Source organism: Falsiroseomonas sp., from assembly GCF_051859025.1.
Classification (GTDB): Bacteria; Pseudomonadota; Alphaproteobacteria; order Acetobacterales; family Acetobacteraceae; genus Falsiroseomonas.
Window position 1 is genome coordinate 47727 of record NZ_JBHYGL010000013.1, and the last position, 21622, is coordinate 69348.

At 71.2% G+C, this 21622-nt stretch carries 18 protein-coding genes; 10 read left to right on the forward strand and 8 right to left on the reverse strand.

Going from position 1 to position 21622, the window contains the following annotated elements; translation table 11 throughout:
- Positions 1 to 9 precede the first annotated feature (9 nt).
- Complete coding sequence (locus ACTIE5_RS14690) at positions 10 to 1206, forward strand: MFS transporter (RefSeq protein WP_439550446.1); 1197 nt, start codon at positions 10 to 12, stop codon at positions 1204 to 1206.
- Positions 1207 to 1679: 473 nt separating this feature from the next.
- On the opposite strand, the gene ACTIE5_RS14695 is transcribed toward ACTIE5_RS14690, so the two are convergent.
- Together ACTIE5_RS14695 and ACTIE5_RS14700 are read right to left on the reverse strand one after the other, a co-directional pair.
- The gene (locus ACTIE5_RS14695; protein ID WP_439550447.1) at positions 1680 to 2936 is read right to left on the reverse strand and encodes an aminopeptidase; all 1257 of its coding nucleotides are present in this window, start codon (positions 2934 to 2936) and stop codon (positions 1680 to 1682) included.
- Positions 2929 to 3555 (reverse strand): TlpA family protein disulfide reductase, encoded by a 627-nt coding sequence (locus tag ACTIE5_RS14700; RefSeq protein WP_439550448.1) that lies wholly within the window; start codon positions 3553 to 3555, stop codon positions 2929 to 2931. The genes ACTIE5_RS14695 and ACTIE5_RS14700 overlap by 8 nt, the downstream gene beginning before the upstream one ends.
- 15 nt (positions 3556 to 3570) lie before the next feature.
- Between ACTIE5_RS14700 and argH the strand changes: the two genes are divergently transcribed.
- From argH to ACTIE5_RS14740, 8 genes are all read left to right on the forward strand, one after another.
- A complete protein-coding gene (gene argH / locus ACTIE5_RS14705) occupies positions 3571 to 4965 on the forward strand; it encodes an argininosuccinate lyase (protein WP_439550449.1) in 1395 nt (464 codons plus the stop codon).
- Positions 4962 to 5096 carry an LPS translocon maturation chaperone LptM gene (locus ACTIE5_RS14710; RefSeq protein WP_439550450.1) on the forward strand — a complete coding sequence of 45 codons (135 nt, stop codon included), beginning with the start codon at positions 4962 to 4964 and terminating at the stop codon, positions 5094 to 5096. The genes argH and ACTIE5_RS14710 overlap by 4 nt, the downstream gene beginning before the upstream one ends.
- A gap of 24 nt (positions 5097 to 5120) precedes the next feature.
- Positions 5121 to 5738: a TetR/AcrR family transcriptional regulator gene (locus ACTIE5_RS14715; protein WP_439550451.1), complete on the forward strand. Its 618-nt coding sequence runs from the start codon at positions 5121 to 5123 to the stop codon at positions 5736 to 5738.
- A gap of 49 nt (positions 5739 to 5787) precedes the next feature.
- A complete protein-coding gene (lysA, locus tag ACTIE5_RS14720; RefSeq protein ID WP_439550452.1) occupies positions 5788 to 7140 on the forward strand; it encodes a diaminopimelate decarboxylase in 1353 nt (450 codons plus the stop codon).
- Positions 7137 to 9743 (forward strand): TIGR02302 family protein, encoded by a 2607-nt coding sequence (locus tag ACTIE5_RS14725; protein ID WP_439550453.1) that lies wholly within the window; start codon positions 7137 to 7139, stop codon positions 9741 to 9743. Before lysA ends, ACTIE5_RS14725 begins: the two co-directional genes overlap by 4 nt.
- Positions 9743 to 10279 carry an MOSC domain-containing protein gene (locus tag ACTIE5_RS14730; protein WP_439550454.1) on the forward strand — a complete coding sequence of 179 codons (537 nt, stop codon included), beginning with the start codon at positions 9743 to 9745 and terminating at the stop codon, positions 10277 to 10279. Before ACTIE5_RS14725 ends, ACTIE5_RS14730 begins: the two co-directional genes overlap by 1 nt.
- A gap of 128 nt (positions 10280 to 10407) precedes the next feature.
- Positions 10408 to 11931: an ATPase domain-containing protein gene (locus ACTIE5_RS14735; protein WP_439550455.1), complete on the forward strand. Its 1524-nt coding sequence runs from the start codon at positions 10408 to 10410 to the stop codon at positions 11929 to 11931.
- Entirely contained in the window at positions 11915 to 13615 is a 1701-nt protein-coding gene (locus ACTIE5_RS14740; RefSeq protein ID WP_439550456.1) for a response regulator, read from the forward strand. Before ACTIE5_RS14735 ends, ACTIE5_RS14740 begins: the two co-directional genes overlap by 17 nt.
- 6 nt (positions 13616 to 13621) lie before the next feature.
- Here the strand turns inward: ACTIE5_RS14740 and ACTIE5_RS14745 are convergent, their stop codons facing one another.
- The 3 genes from ACTIE5_RS14745 to ACTIE5_RS14755 form a co-directional block, all read right to left on the reverse strand.
- Positions 13622 to 14308: a hypothetical protein gene (locus tag ACTIE5_RS14745; protein ID WP_439550501.1), complete on the reverse strand. Its 687-nt coding sequence runs from the start codon at positions 14306 to 14308 to the stop codon at positions 13622 to 13624.
- Between the two features lie 2 nt (positions 14309 to 14310).
- Positions 14311 to 15465, reverse strand: a complete 1155-nt coding sequence (locus tag ACTIE5_RS14750; protein ID WP_439550457.1) for an OpgC family protein — start codon at positions 15463 to 15465, stop codon at positions 14311 to 14313.
- A gap of 187 nt (positions 15466 to 15652) precedes the next feature.
- Entirely contained in the window at positions 15653 to 16645 is a 993-nt protein-coding gene (locus tag ACTIE5_RS14755) for a Tim44 domain-containing protein (RefSeq protein WP_439550458.1), read from the reverse strand.
- Between the two features lie 131 nt (positions 16646 to 16776).
- Between ACTIE5_RS14755 and ACTIE5_RS14760 the strand changes: the two genes are divergently transcribed.
- Entirely contained in the window at positions 16777 to 18390 is a 1614-nt protein-coding gene (locus ACTIE5_RS14760) for an ABC transporter substrate-binding protein (protein ID WP_439550459.1), read from the forward strand.
- Positions 18391 to 18483: 93 nt separating this feature from the next.
- On the opposite strand, the gene ACTIE5_RS14765 is transcribed toward ACTIE5_RS14760, so the two are convergent.
- Genes ACTIE5_RS14765 through ACTIE5_RS14775 form a run of 3 tightly spaced genes read right to left on the reverse strand, consistent with a single transcriptional unit; the run spans position 18484 to position 21577 of the window.
- A complete protein-coding gene (locus ACTIE5_RS14765; RefSeq protein WP_439550460.1) occupies positions 18484 to 18918 on the reverse strand; it encodes a hypothetical protein in 435 nt (144 codons plus the stop codon).
- A gap of 53 nt (positions 18919 to 18971) precedes the next feature.
- Entirely contained in the window at positions 18972 to 20303 is a 1332-nt protein-coding gene (locus ACTIE5_RS14770; protein WP_439550461.1) for a TldD/PmbA family protein, read from the reverse strand.
- On the reverse strand, positions 20300 to 21577 hold the full coding sequence (locus ACTIE5_RS14775; RefSeq protein WP_439550462.1) for a M16 family metallopeptidase: 1278 nt from the start codon (positions 21575 to 21577) through the stop codon (positions 20300 to 20302). Before ACTIE5_RS14775 ends, ACTIE5_RS14770 begins: the two co-directional genes overlap by 4 nt.
- Positions 21578 to 21622: the final 45 nt, after the last annotated feature.

Sequence of the window (21622 nt, forward strand, 5' to 3'; positions counted from 1 at the left end):
CCCAAGCCAATGACCCCCACCACCTTCCCCATCGTCCTCTCCCTATCCCTCTGCCATCTCCTCAACGACATGATGCAGTCGCTCATGCCGGCCCTCTATCCCATCCTGAAGACCAACTACGCGCTGGATTTCGGCCAGATCGGCCTCATCACCCTGGCCTTCCAGTGCACCGCCTCCCTCCTGCAGCCCCTGATCGGCGCATGGAGTGACCGGCGCCCGATGCCCTATTCCCTGCCTATCGGCATGGGCTCCACGCTCATCGGGTTGCTCGTCCTCTCCCAGGCCGCCAGCTACCCCATCATCCTGCTCGCCGCGGCGATGATCGGCATGGGATCGGCGGTCTTCCATCCGGAGGCGTCGCGCGTCGCGCGCCTCGCTTCCGGTGGCCGCTATGGCCTGGCGCAGTCGCTCTTCCAGGTCGGCGGCAATTGCGGCTCCGCCATCGGCCCCTTGCTCGCCGCCTTCATCATCGCGCCGAGGGGCCAGGGCGCCATCATCTGGTTCTCCGCCGCGGCGCTGCTTGGCATGGTGCTCCTCACCGTCGTGGGGCGGTGGTACGCCGCGCGCCTCGGCCAGCGCGCGAAGAAGGCTGCCGCGGCCAGCACCGCGCAGCCGCTCTCCCGCAACCGGGTGATCTTCGCCTTCGGGGTGCTGGTGGTGCTGCTGTTCTCGAAGACGATCTATTCGGGCAGCCTGACCAGCTACTACACCTTCTACCTGATCCAGCATTTCGGCACTTCGGTGCAGGAAGCGCAGGTTTACCTCTTCATATTCCTCTGCTCGATCGTCTGCGGCACGGTCGCCGGCGGCGCGGTGGGGGATCGCTTCGGCCGCATCCCCGTCATCTGGTTTTCGGTGCTGGGCGTGCTGCCCTTCACCCTGGCGCTGCCGCATGTCGGCCTGACGGCGACGGTGGTGCTCACCATCATCATCGGCATCATCGCCTCTTCCGCCTTCTCCGCGATCCTGGTCTATGCGCAGGAACTGCTGCCCGGCCGCGTCGGCCTGGTCTCGGGCATGTTCTTCGGTTTCTCCTTCGGCCTGGGGGGCCTTGGCGCCGCGGCGCTGGGCGAACTCGCCGACCGCATCGGGATCGAGGCCGTCTACGCCCTGGTCGCCTGGCTGCCCGCGCTCGGCATCATGACGGCCCTGCTCCCCCGCCGCCGCCCCATTTCCCTGGACCCGGCGCCCCGCCCCGCGGTATAGGAACATATGCCTCGCGCCACCGAGCCCGAGGCCGCTCCTTGAACCCGCGAATCAGGCCGCCCTTTTGTCCAAAAGCGCCCCGCTGAATCGGTGCTAAAGGTGCTAATTCGGCTAAAAGCCCTAAAAAATCCGCCTGTAACCCCTTGATCCCGCGCGCAACCCATTGTTCCCGCAGGCCGCGCGTCCAGGGCCCTCTCAAATCTAAACGCCCTCAACCCGCTAAATCGTTGTGTATCAACCCCTTAAAGACGGTCCAGGGGCGCCACGCCCCTGGTGGGTGGGGCAGGGACCGGTTGATGGCACCGGCGGGTCGGTGCCGCGGTGCTTTTCCGGCCCCGGTGCGTTGCCGGCCTTGCCGATGCAACCAGCATCGGCGGCGCCCGGCGCCTTCCGGGACCGAAAAATCCCTCGCGGCCCCTCAGCCGCCGGCACCCTCAACCGGTCCCCGGGGAGGGCACCGCCCTCCCCATGCACTACGCCCCCACGAACTCCCCCCCCCGCATCAGCGGTTCCACGCTGCCCGTCTTCGTCACCCCATCGATGTCGATCTCGCCGCTCCCGATCATCCAGTCGATATGGATCAGCGACGCGTTCGCCCCCCGCTTCGCCAACTCGTCCATGGGCACGCCGGCGCTGTCCCGCAGGCAGGTCGTGTAGGCCTGGCCGAGGGCGATGTGGCTGGCCGCGTTCTCGTCGAACAGCGTGTTGCGGAACAGCAGGCCCGAGGCACTGATGGGGGAGGAATGCGGCACCAGCGCCACTTCGCCGAGCCGCGCCGCCCCTTCATCCGTCTCCAGCACGCGTCGCAGCACGTCTTCGCCGCGGGAGGCATGGGCTTCGACGATCCGCCCTTCCTCGAACCGCACCTGGATGTCGTCGATCAGCGTGCCCTGATAGGCCAGGGGCTTGGTGGATCGCACCGTGCCGCTCACGCGCAGCTTGTGTGGCGTGGTGAAGACTTCCTCGGTCGGGATGTTGGGGTTGCAGATGATCCCGTTCTTCGCGGGTTCCGCGCCGCCGGCCCACAGGTGCCCGTCCGCCAGCCCGATCACCAGGTCCGTGCCCGGACCGCGATAGCGCAGCTCGGCGTAGTCTTTCCCGTTCAGGAACTTCGTCCGTGCATGCAGCGTCGCGTTATGCGCGGCCCAGCCCGCGACGGGGTCCGCCTGGTCCACCCGGCAGGCCATGAAGATCGCGTCCCACAGCCGCGCCACCGCCTCGGATTCGGGCACGCCCGGGAAGACCTCCCGCGCCCAGCCCGGCGTCGCGGCGGGCACCAGGTTCCAGTTGATGGCGAAGCTGGTGATGAGTTCCAGCGCCGGGCGATAGGCGATGCTCCGCGCGCGGTTGGCGCGGGCCACCTTGGCCGGGTCCTGCCCCGCCAGCAGGGTCGGGTCCTCCCCGACAACCGCGAGGCGCGCCGCACCGCCGCGGAAGGCCGCGGCCATGCCCTCGAACAGCCATCCCGGCGCGGTGTCGAAGGCGTCGTCGTTGGCGTGGCGGTAGCGGGCCAGCGCCACCTCGTCATCGCCGATCAGCGGCGTCACCAGGGTCGCGCCCGCCTGGTAGGCATGGGCGGCGATGCGCCGCACCAGCGGCAGCGCCTCCACCGGCGCCGTCATCACCACTTCCTGCCCGGGTTGCAGGTTCAGCCCGACGCGCACGGCCAGCGCCGCCAGCTTGTCGAGCTTCTGGTCGAACATCGTGGGCACCGCGGCGTCGTCAGGCATGGGAATCGGTTCCGATCGAGCTTCGAATGGTGGGCTCCGGCGTGCGCGTCAGCCGCCGGATCACGGCGACGACCTCCGGCTGGTCCCAGGCGGCTTCGCCCACCAGGCGCCCGACCTCAAGCCCCCGCCGGTCGAGGATGAGGGTCGTCGGCAGCACCCGCACCTCCAGCGCCCGTCCCGTCGCACCGCGGGGGTCGAGCCAGATGCCGAGGCGCCGGAGCCCCGTGCGCTGGTAGAAGGGCTCCACCTGCGCCCGCCCGCCGCGGTCGTTCGACAGGGCCAGCACCTCGATCCCGTCGCGGGCGACCATGCCATGCAGCCGGTCCAGCGCCGGCATCTCCGCCACGCAGGGCGGGCACCAGGTGGCCCAGAAGTTGACGACCAACGCCTTGCCGCGAAACGCGGAAAAATCGGTGACGCGGCCCTCGGCGTCCGTGAAGGTCAGCCCCTCCGGCAGCGGGCGGCCCTCCGGCGTCTCCCGCAGGCGGGACAGGCCATGGTCCGCGCCCGCGACCGGTGTTAGGGAGGGTCCAGCCCCCGCTTGGCGGCCCAGCCCTGCCGCGAGTAGGGTCGGCACCCCGGCCAGGATGGCCCGGCGGCCCCGCACAAACCTCTGCACTGAAAGACCTCCTCCGTGACCGAACCGCGCGCCAGCAATGATCTCTGGGGTGGCCGCTACGCCGAGGGCCCCTCCGCCATCATGCGGGAGATCAATGCCAGCATCGGCTTCGACCGCAAGATGTGGCGCCAGGACATTTCGGGCAGCCTCGCCCACGCCAAGATGCTCGCCCATGTAGGGATCATCAGCGCGGAAGACGAGGCCGCGATCCGCGCCGGCCTGGCCGGGATCGCGCAGGAGATCGAGGAAGGCCGCTTTCCCTTCAGCGAGGCCCTCGAAGACATCCATATGAACATCGAGGCCCGGCTGACGGAACGGATCGGGGAGGCCGGCAAGCGCCTCCACACCGGCCGCAGCCGGAACGACCAGGTGGCGCTCGATGTCCGCCTCTGGGTCCGCGACGCCATCGATGGGCTGGACGCCCAGATCGCCGCCGTGATGCGGGAGATGGTGGCAAGGGCCGCCGAACATGCCGCGACCGTGATGCCCGGCTTCACCCACCTCCAGCCCGCCCAGCCCACCACCTTCGGCCACCATCTGCTGGCCTATGTGGAGATGCTGTCCCGGGACCGCGGCCGGCTGGCGGATTGCCGCCGGCGCCTGAACGAAAGCCCCCTCGGCGCCGCGGCCCTTTGCGGCACCGGCTTCCCGATCGACCGGCACATGACGGCCGCCGAACTCGGCTTCGATGGCCCGACGCGCAACAGCCTGGACAGCGTGGCCAGCCGCGACTTCGCCGCCGAATTCCTCTTCGCCTGCGCCATGTGCGCCACGCATCTGTCTCGCCTGGCCGAGGAGATCGTGATCTGGACCAACCCCTATTTCGGCTTCATCAAGCTGTCGGACGCCTTCACCACCGGCAGCTCCATCATGCCGCAGAAGCGCAACCCGGATGCGGCGGAGCTCGTTCGCGGCAAGACCGGGCGCGTCATCGGGTCGCTCGTCGGCCTGCTGACCGTGATGAAGGGCCTCGCGCTGACCTATTTCAAGGACATGCAGGAAGACAAGGAAGGCATCTTCGACGCGGCGGAGAGCCTGACGCTCGGCCTGGCCGCCATCGGCGGGATGGTGCGGGACATGAAGCCGCAGGTCGAACGCCTGGCCGATGCCGCCGGCGCCGGCTTCTCCACCGCTACGGACCTGGCGGATTGGCTGGTGCGCGAACTCCGCTTCCCCTTCCGGGATGCCCACCATGTCACGGGCCGGCTGGTCGCGCTGGCGGAAGGGAAGGGCGTGGACCTCGCCGGCCTGACGCTGGCGGAGATGCAGTCGGTGGAGCCGCGCATCCATGACGGCGTCTTCGGCGTTCTGACGGTGCAGGCCTCCGTCGCGTCCCGCACCAGCTTTGGCGGCACGGCGCCGGCGAATGTCGCCCGCATGGCGGCGGAATGGCAGGAGAGACTGGGATGAGGCGTTTCGCCGGCTGCCTTGCGGTCCTGCTGCTGGCCCTGTCGCTCGGGGCCTGCGGCCGGGCCGGGTCCATCCGCCCGCCCGGCCCCGCCGACCAGGTGACGCACCCCCGCGGCTATCCGAGCCGGTGATTTGGCGTTACTAAGTAACTCTCCATGTCATCGAACAACACATTGCCGGGTGCCGGGCCCGGTGCCGGATCGGACCTCGCCGCGAGGCGGGGCTACCACCACGGCAACCTGAAGGAATCGCTGCTGGAAGCCGCGCGTCGCCTGGTGGCGGAGCGCGGGCCGAACGGCTTCACTTTGGCGGAGGCCGCGCGCCTGGCGGGCGTCTCCCCCTCCGCGCCCTATCGCCACTTCAAGGATAAGGAAGCGCTGCTGTCGGAACTGGCGCAGCGCGGCTACGCCGAATTCGGCGCCCGGATGCGGGAAGCCGGGCAGCAGGGCGGGCTGGCCGCCATGGGCCCCACCTACCTCCGCTTCGCGCGGGAAGAACCGGGCTATTACAGCGCGATGTTCGCCTGGCGCCTGCCGAAGGAAGGGGAGATGGACACCAACAACAGCTTCACCGCCCTGGTCTCCGCCATCGCCCGCGCCGTGCCGGAAGGGGCGGGCAGGGACTATTCGCGCCTCCTCGGCCTCCAGGTCTGGGCGATGTCCCACGGGGTGGCGGGGCTGGAGCGCGCGGGCTGGCCGCCGCCGTCATCGGGGGTGCCGACGCCGGAGAAGGTGCTCGGCATGGCGGTCGAGGCCCTGATCCGCCCGCGCTGACGCGCCGCTGCCGCTTGGCGGAATGGCCGGCGGACCCAATAATCAGGGCATGGCCGCCCTCCCCGCATCCGCCCCCACAGGCGAAGACCCGACTTTTGCCGAATTGCTGGCCTTGCGCCCGCATCTCACCATGGACCCCGTCGCGGGGCTGATGATGGATGGCGTGCCGCTCGCCGCCATCGCCCGCGCCCATGGCACCCCCAGCTGGGTCTATTCCGCCGGCACGTTGCGCCGCCGCCTGGGTCTTCTCCAGGGCGCGCTGGATGAAGCCCGCGCCAACGCGCAGGTGCATTTCGCGGTCAAGGCGAACCCCAATTTGGCCGTGCTTCGCACCCTGGCGGAGGCCGGGGCCGGCGCCGATGTGGTGAGCGAGGGCGAACTGCGCCTAGCCCGCGCCGCAGGCATCCCCGCCGACCACATCGTCTTCTCCGGCGTCGGCAAGACACTCGCGGAAATCCGCTATGCCCTGGCGGAGGGCATCCAGCAGATCAACGCCGAATCGGCGGAGGAGGTGGAGATGATCTCCGCCATCGCCACCGCCATGGGCGTGGAAGCGCCCGTCGCCCTGCGCGTGAACCCCGACGTGGACGCCAAGACCCACGCCAAGATCACGACGGGCAAGTCGGAGAACAAGTTCGGCATCGCGATCGGCGACGCCCCCGCCCTCTATGCCCGCATGGTCGCGCTGCCCGGCATCCGGCCCGTGGGCGTCGCCGTGCATATCGGCAGCCAGATCACCGCGGGCGTCTCCGCCTACCGCATCGCCTATGGCCACCTGGCCGACCTGGTTCGGTCGCTGCGCGCCCAGGGCCTGCCGGTGGAGCGGGTGGATTGCGGCGGCGGCCTTGGCATCCCCTATCGGGACGAACCGCCGCCCGCGCCCGCGGCGCTGGCCGGCGCCATCGCCTCCACCCTCGGCAATCTCGGCGTGGAACTGATGGTGGAGCCCGGCCGCTGGATCTGCGGCCCCGCCGGCGTGCTGCTGGCCTCGGTCATCCTCCAGAAGACGGGGGCGGAGCGGCGCTTCGTCGTGGTCGATGCCGCGATGAACGATCTGGTGCGCCCGGCCATGTACGATGCCTGGCACGGCATCGTGCCGGTCTCCCCCGCCGACTACGTCGCCGCCATCGCGCCCTGCGACGTGGTGGGCCCGATCTGCGAGACCGGCGACACCTTCACCAGAAATCGTGGCCTTCCGAGCCTGGATCCGGGTAGCCTTGTCGCGTTCCTGGATGCGGGGGCCTACGGCGCTTCGATGAGCAGCACCTACAACAGCCGGCCCCTGGCGGCCGAGATTCTGGTGGATGGCGATCGCTTCGCCGTGGTGCGCGAACGCCAGACGCAGGAAGCCCTGCTGGCGGGCCAGAAGCTGCCCTCCTGGATGACAGGCGGGCTGGCGTGACGGGGCGGGACCCGCTCGCCACGCTCCCCCGTCGCCGCGCTTTGGCGCGGCTGGCCCTGGCCTGGGAAAGGCTCTGGCCCGCGCTCTGGCCGCCGCTCGGCGTGCTGGGGCTGTTCGTCACGCTCTCGCTGCTCGGCCTGCCGCTGCTGCTGCCGAACTGGGCGCGGCCCATCCTGGCCGGCGCCTTCGCCCTCGCGCTCGCCTACGCCGCCTGGCGCGGCTTCCGGGGCTGGGCGCTGCCGGCGGAGGAGGAGGCGGATCGCCGCCTCGAACGCGCCTCCGGGCTGCCGCACCGGCCGCTGGCCGCCCTGGCCGACAAGCCCGCGGGGGGGGACGCGCTCTCCCTCGCGGTCTGGGAAGCCCATCGCAAGCGCGCGAGCGCCTCCATCCGCGCGCTGCGGGTCGGCATCCCCCGCCCTGGCCTTGCGGCGCGCGACCCGATCGCGCTGCGCTGCGGCCTTGGCCTGGCGCTGCTCGCCTCCCTCTTCATCGCGGGGCCGGAAGCGCCGGAGAGGCTGCGCCGCGCCGTGGTGCCAGGCTTTGCCGTCTCCGCCGCGCCGCCCGCGCTGCGGGTGGAGGCCTGGGTCACGCCGCCCGCCTATACCGGCGCCGCGCCGCTGTTCCTGGACCCCGCCGGTGGGCCCGTGACGGTGCCGCAGGGCAGCCGGTTGCAGGTCGCGCTGTCCGGCGGCAGCGGCGGCGCGCCGGAACTGCAGCTCGGCACCGATTCCACGCCCTTCCGCGCCCTCGATGGCCGGTCCTGGGGCGCGGAGGCGCAGCTCGACCACGGCGCCCGCCTGGTGATCCGGCGGGAGGGGTTCGAGGTCGCGGGCTGGACCCTGACCGTGCAGGCGGACCAGCCCCCCACCGCCAGCTTCGCCGAAGCCCCCGCCCGCGCCGCCCGGGGCCTGGCGCTACGCCTGTCCTGGCGTACGGATGATGATTGGGGCGTGGCGTCTCTGAACACCGAGATCCGCCTGAAGCCCCGCCCCCAGGCCGCGCCCCATGTGATCGAGATCGGCCTTCCCGGCGGCCAGCCCCGCAGCGCCCGCGGCATCGCCGGCCCCGACCTTTCCGCCCATCCCTGGGCGGGGCTCGATGTCGATGTCGTGCTGGTCGCCCGCGACGGCGCCGGCCAGGAGGGGCGGTCAGAGGTCGCGACGCTGACCCTGCCGGAGCGCAGCTTCACCCACCCCGTCGCCCAGGCGCTGATCGCGCTGCGCAAGTCGCTGAGCCTCGACCCCAGCAAGCGCGTGGAGGCCCGGCAGGAGCTGGACCGCATCGCCGCCGCGCCGGAAGCCTTCGAGCACGACACCACCACCTACCTCGCCATCCGCAGCGCCCGCCACCGCCTGGTGCGGGACCGCCGCCCCGATGCGGTGGGGGAGGCGCAGGAGATCATGTGGGAAACCGCGCTGGCGCTGGAGGAAGGCCGCGCGGAACGCACCGCCCGCGCGCTGGAACAGGCCCGCGCCGCGCTGCGGGAGGCGCTGGAACAGGCCACCCGCGAACAGCAGGAAAACCGGGAACAGAATCCCGAGCAGCGGGCGGAGACGGAACGCCGCATCCAGGAACTCCGCGACGCCATCCGCCGCCACCTGGAGGCGCTGGCGGAACGCCTCCAGCGGGAGAATGCGGAGGCGATGCCCTTCGACCCGCAGAACCGCATGATGGACCGCCGCGAGCTCGACCGCCGCATGGAACGGATGCGGGAAGCGAACCGGGAGAACCGCCCCCAGGACGCGCAGCGCGAATTGGCGGAGCTCGAGGAACAGCTCCGCGCGCTGGAGGAAGGCCGCACGCCGCGCAATGAGGCCGAGCAGCGCCAGCGCCAGCAGCGCGAACGCGGCCAGCAGCAGATGGGCGTGGTGCAGGACATGGTCCGCCGCCAGACGGAAATGATGGATAGCGGCCACCGCCGCGCCGAATCCGACACCCAGCGGCGGGAGGCCGAGCGCCGCGCCCAGCAGCTGCAGAACCGCGCCCCCTGGTCCCGCCCCAACCCCCAGCAGGAACAGCAGGCCCAGCAGCAGCGCGCCGAGGCCGATGAGGCCGCCCGCGCCGAGGCCAACCGGGAAGCCCGCACCCAGCGCGCCCTGCGCCGGGCCCTTGGCGAGGTGATGCAGCAATTCGGCGACCTGACCGGAGAGGTGCCGGCCCCGCTCGGCCGCGCCGACCAGGCGATGCGCGACGCGCAGGAAGCCCTCACCGAGGGCCGCGACGCCCGCACGCCCCAGCAGACCGCCATCCGCGAACTCCAGGAAGGCAGCCGCCAGATGGCGCAGCAGATGCAGCGCCAGTTCGGCCAGGGCCAGGAAGGGGAGGAGGAAGGCGAAGGCGAGGGCGAGATGATGGGCGAAGGGCAGGGCGAGGGTCAGGGCCAGGACCAGGCGCAGGACCAGGGCCCGGGCCGCGATCCCCTCGGCCGGCGCACCCGCGAAGCCCCCGGCGCCCAGGACAATGGCAGCGACACCCGCGTGCCGGATGAGGCCGAGCTGCTGCGCACCCGCCGCATCCAGGAGGAGCTCCGCAAGCGCGGCGCCGAACGCGGCCGGCCGCAGGAGGAGCTGGACTACATCGACCGCCTGCTGAAGCGCTTCTGATGCGCGTCGTCTGCGTCGCGCGCGACGGAACCCACCGCTTCAGCAAGCAGCCCGTCCCCGCCATCACGCTGCTGGGGGGCCTCGGCGTGGAAGGCGATGCCCATGCGGGCGTCACGGTGAAGCACCGCTCCCGCGTCGCGCGGGACCCGACGGTGCCCAACCTCCGCCAGCTTCACCTCATCCACGCCGAACTCTTCGACGAACTGGCCGAGGCCGGGTTCAGCGTCGCCCCTGCCGAGATGGGGGAGAACGTCACCACGCGGGGGATCGACCTGCTGGCCCTGCCGACCGGCGCGCGGCTTCGCCTCGGCCCGACGGCGCTGGTGGAGGTGACGGGCCTGCGTAACCCCTGCCACCAGATCGATGCCTTCCAGCCCGGCCTGATGAAGGCGGTGCTCGGCCGCGCCGCGGATGGGTCGCTGATCCGCAAATCCGGCGTGATGGCGGTGGTGCTGGAAGGCGGGATCGTGGCGCCGGGCGATGCCGTCACGGTCGAATGGCAACCGGCGGTGTTCCACCCTCTCGCACCCGTGTAGCCCGCCGGGCCGAAGCGGCCCGGTTCCATCGCAGCCGTGATCGCCCGCGCCCTCCCTTCATGGCAGGGCGCCGCGCAGGATGCAGCCTCGGTGGATGCCCCTCCCGGCCCCCGCCGCGGGAGTGGTGCATGAGCGACGTGCGTGACGACCCCGAGAGCGGGGAGGAGGATCCCCCCCGCATCTCCACCGGCAGCGCGGGGCTGGACGATATCCTGGGCGGCGGCTTCGACCCCGATCGCCTCTACCTCGTCGAGGGTCGCCCCGGCGCGGGCAAGACGACGCTCGCGCTGCAATTCCTGCTGGAAGGCGCGCGGCTGGGGGAGGCGACGCTCTACATCTCCCTCTCGGAGACGGAACGCGAATTGCGCCTGGTCGCCAAGCGCCATGGCTGGTCGCTGCGCGGCATCACGGTCTTCGAACTGGTGCCGCCGGAAGCCAGCCTCGACCCCGATCGCGAACTCACGGTCTTCCACCCCGCGGAGGTCGAACTCGGCGAGACGACGCGCCTGATCTTCGAGAGGGTGGCAGCGATCAACCCGAAGCGCGTGGTCTTCGACAGCCTGTCGGAACTGCGGCTGCTGGCGCAGAATTCGCTGCGCTACCGCCGGCAGATCCTGGCGGTGAAGCATTTCTTCGCGTCGCGCGCCTGCACCGTGCTGATGCTGGATGATCTGTCGTCGCAGCGGGACGATCTGCAACTGCATTCCATCGCGCATGGCGTCGTCATGCTGGACCAGGCGGCGGTGGATTACGGGGGCGACCGCAGGCGGCTGCGCGTGGTGAAGATGCGCGGCATCCCCTTCCGCGGCGGCTTCCACGACTTCACCATCCGCCGGGGCGGGCTGGCGATCCACCCGCGCCTGGTGGCGGCAGAACACCACGCCACCTTCAGCAGCGAAGCCACGCCATCCGGCGTTCCTGTGCTGGACCGGATGCTGGGGGGCGGGCTGGAACGCGGCACCAACGCGCTGCTGCTGGGCGCCGCGGGGGTGGGGAAATCCTCCCTCGCCATCGTCTATGCCGTGTCGGCGGCGCTGCGCGGCGAACGCGCGGTGTTCTACGCCTTCGATGAGGGCGCGGGCACCATCATGGCACGCGCCAGCGCGCTCGGCCTGCCGCTGCGCGCCTGCGTGGACCAGGGGCTGGTGCGCATCCAGCAGATCGACCCGGCGGAACTGGCACCCGGCGAATTCGCCAGCCTGGTGCGCCAGGCGGTGGAGGTGGAGCACGCGCGCATCATCGTGATCGACAGCCTGAACGGCTACCTCAGCGCCATGCCGGATGAGCGCTTCCTGATCCTGCAGATGCATGAATTGCTGACCTACCTCGCGCAGCTCGGCGTGCTGACGATCCTGGTGCTGGCGCAGCACGGGCTGGTCGGGCCCATGCACAGCCCGGTGGACCTCAGCTACCTCGCGGATTCGGTGCTGCTGCTGCGCTATTTCGAACACCAGGGTTCGGTGCGCCGCGCCCTGTCGGTCGTGAAGAAGCGCAGCAGCGCGCATGAGACCTCGATCCGCGAATTCCGCCTGGGCGCGCGGGGCATCAGCATCGGCCCGCCGCTGCGCGATTTCAGCGGCGTCTTCACCGGCGTGCCCACCTATGTCGGCACCGCGGAGCCGCTGCTGCGCGACGATGACCCCGGGCTCTGACGCCCGTCCCTGGACGGTGCTGGTGCTCGCACCCACGGGGCGGGACGGCGCGGCATCGGCGGAGCTGTTCCGCCGCGCCGGGCTGCGCGCGCGCGAATGCGCCGACCTGCCCGGCCTGGTGCTGGGGCTGGAGGAAGGGGCGGATGCCGCCTTCGTGGCGGAGGAAGCGCTGTTCAACGCGCCCACGGATGCGCTCGTCGCCTGGGTGCGCCGCCAGCCGCCCTGGTCCGACCTGCCCTTCGTGGTGCTGACCAGCCACCGGGAAGGGCCCGCTGTCGTCGCCGGCCGCGCCCGGCTGGTGGCGGCGCTGCGCAACGTGTCGCTGCTGGAACGCCCTGTGCAGGCCATCACGCTGACCAGCACCATCCAGGCCGCGCTGCGCGCCCGCCGGCGCCAATATGAGCTGCGCGCCCATTTGGCCGAACAGGCCCGCGCCGCCCGCGAACTGGAAGGCCTGATCGCCGCCCGGACGCGGGAGCTGGAACAGGCGAATGCCGCGCTCCGCCACCAGATCGCGGAACGCGAACGCATCGCGGAATCGCTGCGCCACGCCCAGAAGATCGAGGCGATGGGCCAGCTGACCGGCGGCGTCGCGCATGACTTCAACAACCTGCTGATGGTCATCACCGGCGGGCTCGACATGCTGGACCGCCAGGCGGACCCGAACCGCCGGCGCCTGCTGATGGATGGCATGCGCCAGGCCGCGATGCGCGGCGCGGGGCTGACGCGCCAGCTCCTCGCCTTCTCCCGCCGCCAGGCGCTGCAGCCGGAGCCCGTGGATCTGCGGCGCCATATCGGCGGCATGCGGGAATTGCTGGACCGCAGCCTGCGCGGCGACGTGCATGTCGCGCTCGATTTCCCGCCCAGCCTCTGGCCCGTGGAGATCGACCCGGGGGAGCTGGAGCTGTCGATCCTCAATTTGTCGGTCAATGCGCGGGACGCCATGCCCGCCGGCGGCACCATCACCATCCGGGCGGAGAATGTGGCGGGGCTGGAGGAGCCGGAACTGCGCGGCGACGTGGTGAAGCTGTCCGTCATCGACAGCGGAACGGGCATGGCGCCGGAGGTGGTGGCGCGGGTCTTCGAGCCGTTCTTCACCACCAAGGACATCGGCAAGGGATCGGGTCTCGGCCTCGCGCAGGTCTATGGCTTCGCGCGGCAATCCGGCGGCACGGTCAGGATCGAGACGGCGCTGGGCCAGGGTTCCGCCATCGCGCTGCTGCTGCCGCGGTCGCATCGCCAGCCCGCCGAGGATGACACCGCCGCGGCGGTGGAAGTGCCGGCCGGGGGCCTCGCGGGGCATGTCCTGCTGGTGGAGGATGATGACGAGGTCGCGGCCCTGGTGCAGGAGATGCTGTCACAGATCGGCTTCACCGTGACCCGCGCCGCCAGCGCCGCCGCGGCGCTGGGCGCGCTGGCGGATCACCGCCCGGTGGACCTCGTGTTCAGCGACGTGATGATGCCCGGCGGGATGAATGGCGTGGAACTGGCGCGGGAGGTACGCCGCCGCCGCCCCCGATTGCCGGTGCTGCTGACCACCGCCTATGCCGCCGCCGCCAAGCGGGATGCGGAGACGGAAGGCATCGCGCTGCTGCCCAAGCCCTACCGGATCGAGGCCCTGGCCGCCGCGACGCGGGCGGTGCTGGGGGAGGAAGGCGGCCGGCGGGCGGCGGTGGGGGGGTAGGGATGCTCAGTGGCGCGCCTGGCGCAGCAGGGCGCCGGCCAGCATCTCCCCCAGGCAGCTTTCGCCCAGCGCGGCACCCGGCGTGGGGCCCTGGCGGCCCCAGGCCTCCATGATGGCGTAGCGGCGGAACACCGGTACCGCCATGCCGCGGACGGCGGTGCCCAGCGCCTCCACATAGCGGCGATAGGTGGGCTCCTGCGGTGATCCGGCGTGGTAGGCCAGGTCCACCAGCACCAGGTCCGATTGCTGGGCCGCCACCCATTCCGCCACCCGGCGGATGGTCAGGCCGAATTTCGCGGGGTCCGTCATGGCCAGGGCATCGGCCATGCCGGTGCGCCAGACCACCAGCGCCGGCTCCGTCTCCGTCGTCGCGCGGCGCACGCGTTCCGCCGCGTCCTTGGCCAGCATCCCGGCGGTGGGGATGATCTGCACCCGCACTTCCCGCCCCGGCAGGCGGTGCTGCAGGGCCTGGGACAGGCTGAGGGCGAAGGGGCCCTCCAGGCTTCCGGCCCGGGCGCCGCCCAGCCCGACCAGCAGGATGTCGACCGGCCCGGATGCGGCCAGCGCCCCGGCCAGCCGCGGCAGCCCGGCGCCGAGATCGGCTTCCGGCACCGGCCCGGGGCAGCCCCCGGCGCGAGCCGGGGCGGGCGCCGCCAGCAGCGCGAGGAGCAGGAGGGACAGCAGCAGCTTCATCGTCACGTCCCTTCCGTTGCCGCGCGGGCCGTGGTTGCACGGGCCGGCACTGTGTTGGCAGCCGGGGTGTTGGCAGCCGGGCGGCCGCGCCCCCGGTCCATCCAGGCCAGGGTCGCCGCCAGCCCGAGCTGGATGGCCAGGCCGCCCAGCACCAGCACCAGTTCGAGCGCGACCCCCGCCTCCAGCATGAAGCGCGCGACCTGCGCGCCGATCGCGAGCACGGAGCCCGCGCAGAACACGGGCAGCGCATGCCGGCCGAGCATGACCAGCACGCCCCGCCGGTCGAGCATGGCCAGCGCCTCCGCCACCGGCAGCCGCGCCAGGACCAGCGCCAGCGCCAAGGCGTGCAGCAGGCGGGGCAGGGTCAGCCAGGTCTTGTCGAGCCCGTAGAGGAACCAGGGCAGCGGCAGCGTCGGCCAGACCAGCGTCTCGTCCAGGCTGAGGAGGAGACAGGCCAGCAGATAGGCGATGGCCGCGCCCAGCAGCGCGTTGGACCGAGGCACCACGGGCAGGCCGCGCGCCATGCGGGTGCCGATCACCAGGCCGATGACGAACAGGAACTGCCAGGCCAGCGGGTTGAAGAACCAGCCATCCTCGTTCGGGTAGTGCGGCAGGTTCAGGTTCCAGTGGTTGGCCACGGCCCAGACCAGGGCGGATGCCGCCAGCAGCGCCCGCGGCCGCGCCGCCGCCAGCGGCAGCAGCGCCGGCAGCAGCAGCAGGAACACCACATACATCGGCAGGATGTTGAGGTAGCCGGGCTGGTGGCCCAGCAGCACCACACCCACCAGTGCCGCCGCCGTATCATCGAAGACGGGGCCGAGGTTGATCCAGCCCAGCAGCCGGGGGTCGCCCTGGGTGCCGGCGGCATGGGCGACGATGGCGCAGGCCAGCAGCACGGTCAGGAGATGCGCGGCATAGAGGTCGAAGGCCCGGCGCCATGCCCGGGCCGACACCTCCGCCACCCCGCCCGATTCCAGGCGCTTCAGGAAAACCAGCCCGGCGGCGATCCCGGCCAGCAGCACGAAGCCTTCCGCCGCGTCCGAGAAGCCGTAGGCCGCCGTGGTGAAGGCAGCCAGCGGGTTGTCCGGGATGTGGTTGACGAAGATCATCACCAGGGCGAGGCCCCGGAACAGGTCGATCCGCCACTCGCGCTGCATGCTTCCACCTGCTGGCCGTTCTGGGAGAGCCGGTTCGAAGAGCTGGTTCGGGGGGAGGCGCTTCGTCGCCGCCGCAGTAGATGGATGATTGGTAATGTGAATTCAAGAAGGGCCGCCCGGCGGCCACCCACGAAAAAAGGGGGAGCCTTTCGGCCCCCCCTCTTCCGATCTTCGCGGCGAGCCGCGATCAGCCGGTCTGCTGGATCGCCGACAGGCGCCAGGCCTCGCCGGCGAAGCGGACGAAGGTCCAGAGCTCGGTCGAGGTGCTGCGGTTCGTGGGGTGGCCCTCCACCACCGAGCCATCCGCCGCGCGGGTGACGTCGATGAGGGAGAAACGCATCGCGACCGTCGCATAGTGCTGGCCGTTCTCTTCCCAGGCCTCGCTCAGGTCGCCGGCTTCCAGGCGCACGTCGCTAGTGGTGTTGGTCCAGCCACGGGCGCGGAGGTCAGACAGATCCTGCGCGAAGTAGTTCGTCATCTCCGGGGTGGAGAGACGGCGGAGCGCTTCCAGGTCCTGGCGGGACCAGGCGGCGTTCACATCGACCAGCGTCTGGCCAAAGGTCTCGAAATCCGCCGGCACGACCTGGATCGGCTTGGTGGCGACGGCTGCGGCGGCACCGCCGGCCATCGCCCCCATGCCCATGCCGCCCATCGCGCCACCCATCGGAGGGCGGCCGTCATTGCCGCCATTCATGTCGCGGGCATAGCCGGCCGGGCCGGCGGCCACGGCCGGGCGGCGCGCGCCGCGGATCAGGCGCATCACCAGGAAGACCAGGCCACCGATCAGCGCGACCTGCAGCAGCAGGCCGAGGATGCTGGCGAAGCCCGCCATGCCGCCGAACAGGCCGGAGCCGGAGAGCAGGCCGAACAGGCCGGCGCCGAGCAACCCGCCCATCAGCCCCGCCATCATCGGGTTGCGGCTGAGGAAGCTGCCCTGCGCGGCGGCGGGCACACCCGGGCGCGCGGCGCTGGTGGCCGGCGCGGTCGCGGGCGCCTGCTGGGTGCGCTGCATCTGCTGCGCGCCACCGGGCGCGGTCTGGGTGGTCGGCGGCGCCACCTGGGTGCGGCTGCCCCGGCTGCCGGAGGAGGTATTGCCGCCAGGCTTCGCCTCGGCCAGGGCCGGGCCGAGGGCAAGGGCCACCACGGCGAGGGCGGTCATGACACGTGCGGTGCGTCGCATGGGGGGGTCGTATCCTCCGGTCTGGGTTTCCGAACGGTAATATAGGGACGATCCTGCCGAATTGCGAATGCCCCTTTTCTCGCGAGTTGTCGCGCGCCACCCTGTCGGCCTCGTAAGGAAGGGGATCCTCGATGGCGCGACGGACATGGATGCTGGGGGTGGCGGCCGCCGCCCTGCTCTCGGGGCAGCCTCTTGGGCAGGCCCTGGCCCAGACGGCGACGACCCCGCAGGCGCGGGTCTTCCGCATGGCCACCAGCGTGGACGCCGCGACGCTCGACCCCCACGCCACCAATGCGCTCTTCACCTTCCTGGTGGTCCACCAGGTCTATGAGGGCCTGACCCACCGGGGCGACGACCTCAAGGTCCAGCCCGGCCTGGCATCCCGCTGGGAACAGGTGGAGCCCAATCGCTGGCGCTTCCACCTGCGGGACGGCGTGCGCTTCGCGGGCGGCGAGGCCTTCGAATCGGATGACGTCGTCTTCAGCATCCAGCGCTCGCTCGCACCCACCTCCAACTACGGCATCTTCGTCGATACGGTGGCGGAGGCCGTGGCGGTGGACCGCCTCACGGTCGATATCGTGACCCGCGTCCCCGACCCCGTCATCCCCGACAAGATGACCCGCGTGATGATGATGGACCGCGGCTGGGCGGAGGCGAACCGCGCCACCGTGCCGCAGAATTTCGCGCAGCGGGAGGAGACCTTCACCGTCCGCAACGCCAACGGCACCGGCCCCTTCGTCATCCGGTCGCGGGAGGCCGAGCAGCGCACGGTGATGGTCCGCAACCCCAATTGGTGGGGCGCCGCCGCCGGGGTCGCGCCGCGCGGCAACGTCACGGAATACCACCACATCACCCTGACTTCCGATTCCACCCGCATGGCCGCGCTGCTGTCGGGGGAGGTCGACATGGTGCATGTCGTCCCCGTGCAGGACGTGGCCCGCATCCAGCGCGACCCGCGCCTGCGGATCCTGGAGGGGCAGGAGAACCGGACCGTCTGGCTCGGCCTGCGGCAGGATGTGGATGAACTGGCCGGCAGCGATGTGCGCGGCCGAAACCCCTTCAAGGACCTTCGCGTCCGCCAGGCCATCGCCCATGCGCTCGACCTCGATGCGATGCGCCGTACCACGCTGCGCGGCCAGGGCGTGCCGACGGGCAGCATGTGGACGCAGTTCGTCAATGGCTGGTCGCAGGAAGGCGACCGCCGCACGCCCTACGACCCCGCGCGGTCCCGCGCCTTGTTGGCGGAGGCGGGCTACCCGAACGGCTTCTCCGTGCCCTTCGAATGTCCCACCGGCACCTATGACGAGGCCTGTCAGGCCGTGGCCGGCATGCTGGCCCGCGTGGGCATCCGCGCGCAGCTGACCATCCAGCCCAATGCGGTGTTCAGCCAGCGCATCAGGCGGCAGGAGCCGATGATGTTCGCCCTGTCCTGGGGCGTGCCGACCTTCGATGCCAGCTACACGCTGCGCGCCATCATGGCGTCCCGCAGCGTGGGCGGCGCCGCCACCTGGAATGCCGGCGGCTACAGCAATGCGGAGTTCGACGCGCTGCTGCCGCGCATCGACGGGGAGGGCAATCCGGAAGCCCGCCGCGCCCTGATCCGCCAGGCCCATGCCATCCATAATGCGGATCTCGGCCACATCCCGATGTATCACATGATGATCCCCTGGGCGCATCGCGCGGGCGTCGCGATCACGCATCGCGCCGACAACCAGGTGCAGGTGCGGGAAATCCGGGTGGATTGATTGAAGACGGTCCAGGGGGGTCTCCCCCCTGGCGGATGGGGTCCGGGGAAGGCAGCGCCTTCCCCGAATTCACCCCGCGCAAGGCGCTCGCGCCTATCCCCCCGCCCCGAACAGCAGCGTCACCCGTTCCGGCAGCCCCATCCCATCCCATCGCGCCGCCGTGTCGCGCGGCAGCCTGCGCCCGACGCGCGCCTGCTGTGCCGGCGTGAGTTCGGACCAGAAGCGTGTCACCCAGGGCTGTTGCCGCAGCAGGGCCTGGGTGCGCAGCGCGGGATCGGGCGCGTGTGCCGGTTCGGCTTCCGGTTCAGGGAACCAGGGCGCGGCTGGGCCGGGATCGGGTGCCTGGATGGCGATGGGCGCCGGGTCAGGAACGGGCACCGTCACCGAGTCTGGCGCCGGTGCCGGCCGGAAGCGCTCCGGCTCGAACACCCGGTCCAGCAGGTCGATCTGCCGCAGCCGCGCATCGATGCCCTGCGCCGCCTCGCAGGCCGGCAGCAGCGCCAGGATCACCAGGGGCCATCGTCGCATGCCCCCGCAACGGCCACGCACCCGAACGGATGCGCGGCGTAGCGCAGGCGTGACTACGCGCCGGCCAGGGTCAGCCCCTCGATCCGCAGCGTCGGCGCATCCGTGCCCCGGCGGAACACCAGGTCATTCGCCGCGGTCAAATTGAGGAAAATGTCCTTCAGATTGCCCGCGATGGTGATCTCGCTCACCGCCTCCGCCAGCGCGCCGTCGCGGATCATGAAGCCGGCGGCGCCGCGGCTGTAGTCGCCCGTCACGCCATTCACGCCCATGCCGATGAGGTCGGTGACGTAGAGCCCTTCCTTGATGTCGGCCATCAGCGCCTGGGGCGTCAGCGTGCCCGCCTCCAGCCACAGGTTGCTCGCCGCCGGCCCCGGCGGCCCGCCCGTGCCGCGGCTGGCATGCCCGGTGGAGGCCATGCCGAGCTGCCGCGCGCTGCGCCAATCCAGGATGAAGGTGGTCAGCACCCCGTCCTCGACGATCGATCGCGGCGTGCCCGCCATGCCTTCCCCGTCGAAGGGCCGGGACCGCAGCCCGCGCCGCCGCAGAGGGTCGTCCTTCACCGTCAGCCCCTTCGCCAGCACCTGCGTGCCGACGCGCCCGGCCAGGAAACTCGTCCCCCGCGCCACGGAGGCCCCGTTGATGGCCCCCAGCAGGTGCCCGAGGATGGAGGACGACACGCGCGGATCGAACACCACGGGGATGCGCGCCGTCTTCGCCCGCACCGGGTTCAGCCTGGCCAGCGCGCGTTCCGCCGCCCTGCGCCCGATGGCGACCGGATCATCCAGGTCTTCCAGGTGCACGACCGAGGAAAAATCGTAGTCCCGCTCCATCCCCGTGCCGCTGCCGACCAGCGCGGTGCAGGAGATGCCGTGGGAGGATCGCGAATAGGCCGCGGCGAAGCCCGCGCTGGTGGCCAGCGCCACCCGCACCCGGCCCCAGGATGCATCGGCCCCCTCGCTGTTCGTCACGCCGGGGACGGCCAGCGCCGTCTCCTCCGCCGCCGCCGCGCGGGCGATCAACTCCTCCGCCGTCGGCTCGCTGGGATCATCGAGGTTGAGCGGCCCGGCATCGCGCGGCGCGTCGAAATGGTCCGCCAGGCCGCCGAAGGGATCCTCCGGCACAACCCGCGCCATCGCGACGGCCCGTTCCGCCAGCGCCGCGAAGCCTTTCGGGTCCGCCACGGTGGTGGAGACGATCGCCTGCCGCTTGCCGACGAAGACGCGCAGGCCGAGGTCGAAGCCCTCCGACCGTTCCAGCTGTTCGATCTTGCCGAGACGGCGAGACACGGAAAGCGAGGCGTTCTGTACATGCAGCGCATCCGCGCTGTCCGCACCCGCCCGCTTTGCCGCGGCAACTAGGTCCGCCAGGACGTCGAGATTGTTCATGCGGCAAGCCTTTGCGCGATCTCCGCCAGCCCCGGCACCTTGGTCGCCGGGCCGAGTGCCGTCAGCGTCGGCGCCGCGCGGAACATGCGCGCGGCCGCTTCCTGCACCTGCGCGACGGTGACGCCGGCGATGCGCGCCTTCGTCTCCTCCACCGGGATGATGCGGCCATGCACCTGCAGCTGCCGCGCCAGCTGTTCGCAGCGGCTGCCCGTGGATTCCAGCGACATCAGGAGCGATGCGCGAAGCTGCGCCTTGGCGCGGTTCAGCTCATCCTCCGTCACGTCGGTCTGCACCTTCAGCAGCTCCGACAGCGTCACCGGCACCAGCTCCTCCGCCTGGTCCTCGCCCGTGCCCGCATAGACCGCGAACAGCCCGTGGTCCTGGAAGGGGGAGGCGAAGGAGTAGATGGAATAGACGAGGCCCCGCTTCTCCCGGATCTCCTGGAACAGGCGGGACGACATGCCGCCGCCCAGCAGGGTGGAGAGAAGCTGCGTCGCCGTGTGCAGCGGATCGGTGGAGGAGACGCTGGGGAAGCCCAGCACCAGATGCACCTGGTCGAGGTCCCGTTCCTCCCGGAACTCGCCGCCGGTGTAGCGGGAAGGCTCCATCGCCGCCTCGGCGGCCGTCGGCAGGTCCGCGAAATGCGTCTGCACGAGGTCCAGCAGCGCCTCATGCTCCAGCGCGCCGGCGGCGGCCACCACCATGCGGCTCGGCCCGTAGTGCCGGCGCATATAGCCGGTCAGGGCATCGCGCGTCATGGCGGAGACCGTCTCCTCCGACCCCAGCACCGGCCGCCCCATCGCCTGCTCGGCATAGGCGGTGGACTGGAAATGGTCGAAGACGATGTCGTCCGGCGTGTCGTTCGCCTGGCCGATCTCCTGCAGAATCACGCCGCGCTCGCGCTCCAGCTCCTCCGGCACGAAGCTGGAATGGGTCAGGATGTCGCCGATGATGTCGGCGGCCAGGCCCACATCCTCCTTCAGCACCTTGGCGTAGTAGGCGGTGTTCTCGCGCGACGTGTAGGCGTTCAGGTGCCCGCCGACATTTTCCATGTCCCGCGCGATGGCGGCGGCGTCGCGCCGCGTCGTGCCCTTGAAGGCCATGTGCTCCAGGAAGTGGGAGACACCGTTCTCCGCCGCCGCCTCATGCCGCGTGCCGGCATTCACATAGGCGCCGAAGGAGACCGTCTCGACGCGCGGCATCCTCTCCGACACCACCGTCAGGCCGTTCGGCAGGCGGGTCAGGCGGATGGCGTCGTTCTGGGAATCGGGCATGGGTCTTGTTGTCCTTGCGCCCCCGGGGGCGCCGTGAGGCGTTGG

Excerpts from the sequence above, each read along its gene's own strand:
- ACTIE5_RS14740 (WP_439550456.1), top strand. The coding sequence starts at position 11,915 with ATGACCCCGGGCTCTGACGCCCGTCCCTGGACGGTGCTGGTGCTCGCA.
- ACTIE5_RS14735 (WP_439550455.1), top strand. The coding sequence starts at position 10,408 with ATGAGCGACGTGCGTGACGACCCCGAGAGCGGGGAGGAGGATCCCCCC.
- ACTIE5_RS14750 (WP_439550457.1), bottom strand. The coding sequence starts at position 15,465 with ATGCAGCGCGAGTGGCGGATCGACCTGTTCCGGGGCCTCGCCCTGGTG.
- ACTIE5_RS14755 (WP_439550458.1), bottom strand. The coding sequence starts at position 16,645 with ATGCGACGCACCGCACGTGTCATGACCGCCCTCGCCGTGGTGGCCCTT.
- ACTIE5_RS14690 (WP_439550446.1), top strand. The coding sequence starts at position 10 with ATGACCCCCACCACCTTCCCCATCGTCCTCTCCCTATCCCTCTGCCAT.
- ACTIE5_RS14710 (WP_439550450.1), top strand. The coding sequence starts at position 4,962 with ATGAGGCGTTTCGCCGGCTGCCTTGCGGTCCTGCTGCTGGCCCTGTCG.
- ACTIE5_RS14770 (WP_439550461.1), bottom strand. The coding sequence starts at position 20,303 with ATGAACAATCTCGACGTCCTGGCGGACCTAGTTGCCGCGGCAAAGCGG.
- ACTIE5_RS14775 (WP_439550462.1), bottom strand. The coding sequence starts at position 21,577 with ATGCCCGATTCCCAGAACGACGCCATCCGCCTGACCCGCCTGCCGAAC.
- ACTIE5_RS14760 (WP_439550459.1), top strand. The coding sequence starts at position 16,777 with ATGGCGCGACGGACATGGATGCTGGGGGTGGCGGCCGCCGCCCTGCTC.
- ACTIE5_RS14730 (WP_439550454.1), top strand. The coding sequence starts at position 9,743 with ATGCGCGTCGTCTGCGTCGCGCGCGACGGAACCCACCGCTTCAGCAAG.
- ACTIE5_RS14695 (WP_439550447.1), bottom strand. The coding sequence starts at position 2,936 with ATGCCTGACGACGCCGCGGTGCCCACGATGTTCGACCAGAAGCTCGAC.
- lysA (WP_439550452.1), top strand. The coding sequence starts at position 5,788 with ATGGCCGCCCTCCCCGCATCCGCCCCCACAGGCGAAGACCCGACTTTT.
- ACTIE5_RS14745 (WP_439550501.1), bottom strand. The coding sequence starts at position 14,308 with ATGAAGCTGCTGCTGTCCCTCCTGCTCCTCGCGCTGCTGGCGGCGCCC.
- ACTIE5_RS14765 (WP_439550460.1), bottom strand. The coding sequence starts at position 18,918 with ATGCGACGATGGCCCCTGGTGATCCTGGCGCTGCTGCCGGCCTGCGAG.
- ACTIE5_RS14715 (WP_439550451.1), top strand. The coding sequence starts at position 5,121 with ATGTCATCGAACAACACATTGCCGGGTGCCGGGCCCGGTGCCGGATCG.